Genomic DNA, 5,560 nt, shown 5'->3' on the forward strand with positions numbered 1-5,560 from the left:
GGTGTGTTGTTTGAGAACTCAATAGTGTGTTTGGTGGTTTTTGTTTGTTGTTTGGTCATGCCTCTTTTTCTCGTTTAGGGGTGTGATGTTTTTTTGGATGCCAGTTTTGGTGTCTTTTGTCTGATCGGATTTTTCTGATACTGGATTGCCTGCGCCTTTTGGGTGTGGGGGTTTTTGTTTGGAGAGTTTGATTCTGGCTCAGGACGAACGCTGGCGGCGTGCTTAACACATGCAAGTCGAACGGAAAGGCCCTTCGGGGTACTCGAGTGGCGAACGGGTGAGTAACACGTGGGTGATCTGCCCTGCACTTTGGGATAAGCCTGGGAAACTGGGTCTAATACCGAATACACCTCGCTGGCCGCATGGTCTGGTGGGGGAAAGCTTTTGCGGTGTGGGATGGGCCCGCGGCCTATCAGCTTGTTGGTGGGGTGATGGCCTACCAAGGCGACGACGGGTAGCCGGCCTGAGAGGGTGACCGGCCACACTGGGACTGAGATACGGCCCAGACTCCTACGGGAGGCAGCAGTGGGGAATATTGCACAATGGGCGCAAGCCTGATGCAGCGACGCCGCGTGGGGGATGACGGCCTTCGGGTTGTAAACCCCTTTCAGCACAGACGAAGCGCGAGTGACGGTATGTGCAGAAGAAGGACCGGCCAACTACGTGCCAGCAGCCGCGGTAATACGTAGGGTCCGAGCGTTGTCCGGAATTACTGGGCGTAAAGAGCTCGTAGGTGGTTTGTCGCGTTGTTCGTGAAAACTCACAGCTCAACTGTGGGCGTGCGGGCGATACGGGCAGACTGGAGTACTGCAGGGGAGACTGGAATTCCTGGTGTAGCGGTGGAATGCGCAGATATCAGGAGGAACACCGGTGGCGAAGGCGGGTCTCTGGGCAGTAACTGACGCTGAGGAGCGAAAGCGTGGGGAGCGAACAGGATTAGATACCCTGGTAGTCCACGCCGTAAACGGTGGGTACTAGGTGTGGGTTTCCTTCCTTGGGATCCGTGCCGTAGCTAACGCATTAAGTACCCCGCCTGGGGAGTACGGCCGCAAGGCTAAAACTCAAAGAAATTGACGGGGGCCCGCACAAGCGGCGGAGCATGTGGATTAATTCGATGCAACGCGAAGAACCTTACCTGGGTTTGACATGCACAGGACGTGCCTAGAGATGGGTATTCCCTTGTGGCCTGTGTGCAGGTGGTGCATGGCTGTCGTCAGCTCGTGTCGTGAGATGTTGGGTTAAGTCCCGCAACGAGCGCAACCCTTGTCTTATGTTGCCAGCACGTAATGGTGGGGACTCGTAAGAGACTGCCGGGGTCAACTCGGAGGAAGGTGGGGATGACGTCAAGTCATCATGCCCCTTATGTCCAGGGCTTCACACATGCTACAATGGCCGGTACAAAGGGCTGCGATGCCGTGAGGTGGAGCGAATCCTTTCAAAGCCGGTCTCAGTTCGGATCGGGGTCTGCAACTCGACCCCGTGAAGTCGGAGTCGCTAGTAATCGCAGATCAGCAACGCTGCGGTGAATACGTTCCCGGGCCTTGTACACACCGCCCGTCACGTCATGAAAGTCGGTAACACCCGAAGCCGGTGGCCTAACCCCTCGTGGGAGGGAGCCGTCGAAGGTGGGATCGGCGATTGGGACGAAGTCGTAACAAGGTAGCCGTACCGGAAGGTGCGGCTGGATCACCTCCTTTCTAAGGAGCACCACGAGACCTGAGCCCGCCCGCATCGTGTGGGAGTTCGGTGATTCAGGCGATTCGTTGGATGGCCTCATGCCTGTAGTGGGTGGGGGTCTGGTGCACATGGCAAACGTGCGGTGCCGGTAGGGAAATGCCGGCTCGCGAAGAAACTACTGAACGCACTATTGGGCTTTGAGACAACAGGCCCGCGACTCGAGTGCATTGCCTCTTGGGTGCCCCGTTGGGGGTGCTGGGGTGGTGTGGGGGGGTCGGCCCGATTGGTTTCGGGTGGTGTGTTGTTGCCCCGCTTGGTGGTGGGGTGTGGTGTTTGATTCGTGGATAGTGGTTGCGAGCATCAAGCTGGCATGCGTGATGGGCCTGGTCCTCTTCGTGGGGGTTGGGTTTCTGAGTGTGTGGTGGTTTGTTGTGGTGTGATTTTTCTTTGTTTAATGGTTTTGTGCTTTGTAAGTGTTTAAGGGCGCATGGTGGATGCCTTGGCATCAGAGGCCGATGAAGGACGTGGGAGGCTGCGATATGCCTCGGGGAGCTGCCAACCGAGCGTTGATCCGAGGGTGTCCGAATGGGGAAACCCAGCACGAGTGATGTCGTGTTACCCGTATCTGAATACATAGGGTGCGGGAGGTAACGCGGGGAAGTGAAACATCTCAGTACCCGTAGGAAGAGAAAACAAAAGTGATTCCGTGAGTAGTGGCGAGCGAAAGCGGAGGATGGCTAAACCGCATGCATGTGATACCGGGTAGGGGTTGTGTGTGCGGGGTTGTGGGACCCATCTCATCGGGGCTACCTCCCTGGTGGGCAGTGAGAAAATGTCGTGGTTAGCGGAAGTGGTCTTGGGATGGCCTGCCGTAGACGGTGAGAGCCCGGTACGTGAAAACCCGATGTCTGCCTTGATGGTGTTCCCGAGTAGCAGCGGGCCCGTGGAATCTGCTGTGAATCTGCCGGGACCACCCGGTAAGCCTGAATACCTTCTGATGACCGATAGCGGATTAGTACCGTGAGGGAATGGTGAAAAGTACCCCGGGAGGGGAGTGAAATAGTACCTGAAACCGTGTGCCTACAAGCCGTCAGAGCCTTCGTGTCAAAGCGTGGGGTGATGGCGTGCCTTTTGAAGAATGAGCCTGCGAGTCAGGGACATGTCGCGAGGTTAACCCGTGTGGGGTAGCCGCAGCGAAAGCGAGTCTGAATAGGGCGTATCCACACAAGAGTGTGTGGTGTAGTGGTGTGTTCTGGACCCGAAGCGGAGTGATCTACCCATGGCCAGGGTGAAGCGCGGGTAAGACCGCGTGGAGGCCCGAACCCACTTAGGTTGAAGACTGAGGGGATGAGTTGTGGGTAGGGGTGAAAGGCCAATCAAACTCCGTGATAGCTGGTTCTCCCCGAAATGCATTTAGGTGCAGCGTTGCATGGTTCTTGCCGGAGGTAGAGCTACTGGATGGCCGATGGGCCTCACAAGGTTACTGACGTCAGCCAAACTCCGAATGCCGGTAAGTCAACAGTGTGGCAGTGAGACGGCGGGGGATAAGCTCCGTGCGTCGAGAGGGAAACAGCCCAGATCGCCGGCTAAGGCCCCTAAGCGTGTGCTAAGTGGAAAAGGATGTGCAGTCGCGAAGACAACCAGGAGGTTGGCTTAGAAGCAGCCACCCTTGAAAGAGTGCGTAATAGCTCACTGGTCAAGTGATTGTGCGCCGATAATGTAGCGGGGCTCAAGCACACCGCCGAAGCCGCGGCATCCGTCAAGGATGGGTAGGGGAGCGTCCTGCACACCGGTGAAGCCACCTAGTGATGGTGTGGTGGAGGGTGTGGGAGTGAGAATGCAGGCATGAGTAGCGATAAGGCAAGTGAGAACCTTGCCCGCCGAAAGACCAAGGGTTCCTGGGCCAGGCCAGTCCGCCCAGGGTGAGTCGGGACCTAAGGCGAGGCCGACAGGCGTAGTCGATGGACAACGGGTTGATATTCCCGTACCCGTGTGTGCGCGTCCCTGATGAATCAGCGGTACTAACCGCCCAAAGCCACGTTCACCAATCACCTTCGGGTGTGCGGGGATGTGGGGCTGCGCGGGACCTTCGCTGGTAGTAGTCAAGCGATGGGGTGACGCAGGAAGGTAGCCGTACCAGTCAGTGGTAATACTGGGGCAAGCCCGTAGGACGACATCTAGGCAAATCCGGGTGTCACGTAGTCCGAGAGGTGATGCATAGCCGAGTGAGGCGAATTCGGTGATCCTATGCTGCCAAGAAAAGCCTCTAGCGAGTGCTAACACGGCCCGTACCCCAAACCGACACAGGTGGTCAGGTAGAGAATACCAAGGCGTACGAGTGAACTATGGTTAAGGAACTCGGCAAAATACCCCCGTAACTTCGGGAGAAGGGGGACCCCCATATCGTCATGGCCCGTGCGGCCGGCAGCGGGAGGGGGTGGCACAAACCAGTGAGAAGCGACTGTTTACTAAAAACACAGGTCCGTGCGAAGTCGCAAGACGATGTATACGGACTGACGCCTGCCCGGTGCTGGAAGGTTAAGAGGACCGGTTAACTCCCTTCGGGGGGTGAAGCTGAGAATTTAAGCCCCAGTAAACGGCGGTGGTAACTATAACCATCCTAAGGTAGCGAAATTCCTTGTCGGGTAAGTTCCGACCTGCACGAATGGCGTAACGACTTCTCAACTGTCTCAACCATAGACTCGGCGAAATTGCACTACGAGTAAAGATGCTCGTTACGCGCGGCAGGACGAAAAGACCCCGGGACCTTCACTACAACTTGGTATTGGCGCTCGGTACGGTTTGTGTAGGATAGGTGGGAGACTGTGAAACCCGCACGCCAGTGTGGGTGGAGTCATCGTTGAAATACCACTCTGATCGTATTGGGCTTCTAACCTCGAACCGTATATCCGGTTCAGGAACAGTGCCTGGTGGGTAGTTTAACTGGGGCGGTTGCCTCCAAAAGAGTAACGGAGGCGCCCAAAGGTTCCCTCAACCTGGACGGCAATCAGGTGTTGAGTGTAAGTGCACAAGGGAGCTTGACTGCGAGACATACATGTCGAGCAGGGACGAAAGTCGGGACTAGTGATCCGGCACCCCCGAGTGGAAGGGGTGTCGCTCAACGGATAAAAGGTACCCCGGGGATAACAGGCTGATCTTCCCCAAGAGTCCATATCGACGGGATGGTTTGGCACCTCGATGTCGGCTCGTCGCATCCTGGGGCTGGAGCAGGTCCCAAGGGTTGGGCTGTTCGCCCATTAAAGCGGCACGCGAGCTGGGTTTAGAACGTCGTGAGACAGTTCGGTCTCTATCCGCCGCGCGCGTCAGAAGCTTGAGGAAACCTGTCCCTAGTACGAGAGGACCGGGACGGACGAACCTCTGGTCTACCAGTTGTCCCACCAGGGGCACCGCTGGATAGCTACGTTCGGACAGGATAACCGCTGAAAGCATCTAAGCGGGAAACCCCCTCCAAGACCAGGCTTCTCACCCATTGAGTGGGATAAGGCCCCCCGCAGACCACGGGATTGATAGACCAGACCTAGAAGACCAGTAATGGTCGTAGGGAACTGGCACTAACCGGCCGAAAACTTACACACAACCCATTTCACGGGAAGAATCGTGTAAGCACCACAACGCGTTCGCAACCACGCACATCCACGATAATCAGACAGACCACACCCCACCACCAAAAACACAAGGGGCTGAAAAGAAAATAGAGTTACGGCGGTAATAGCGGTAGGGAAACGCCCGGACCCATCCCGAACCCGGAAGCTAAGCCTACCAGCGCCGATGATACTGCCCTTTCGGGCGGAAAAGTAGGACACCGCCGAACACCCTTTAAACCAGTGGCCCCCAATCCAAGATTGGGGGCCACTGGCATTTC

Annotated in this window: 3 rRNA genes; all 3 read left to right on the forward strand. The window is 56.7% G+C overall.

Going from position 1 to position 5,560, the window contains the following annotated elements:
• The first annotated feature begins 175 nt into the window (after nt 1-175).
• The 3 genes from LOK44_RS29575 (at nt 176) to rrf (ending at nt 5,509) form a co-directional block, all read left to right on the forward strand.
• Nucleotides 176-1,697: ribosomal RNA gene (locus LOK44_RS29575) — 16S ribosomal RNA — on the forward strand.
• A 447-nt stretch (nt 1,698-2,144) separates the two neighbouring features.
• A 23S ribosomal RNA gene (locus LOK44_RS29580) occupies nt 2,145-5,273 on the forward strand.
• 123 nt (nt 5,274-5,396) lie between these two features.
• Nucleotides 5,397-5,509 (forward strand): 5S ribosomal RNA (gene rrf / locus LOK44_RS29585).
• Together the 16S, 23S and 5S rRNA genes form the textbook arrangement of a ribosomal RNA operon.
• The last annotated feature ends 51 nt before the right edge of the window (nt 5,510-5,560 follow it).

The organism is Mycolicibacterium lacusdiani, assembly GCF_021916785.1.
Lineage (GTDB): Bacteria > Actinomycetota > Actinomycetes > Mycobacteriales > Mycobacteriaceae > Mycobacterium > Mycobacterium lacusdiani.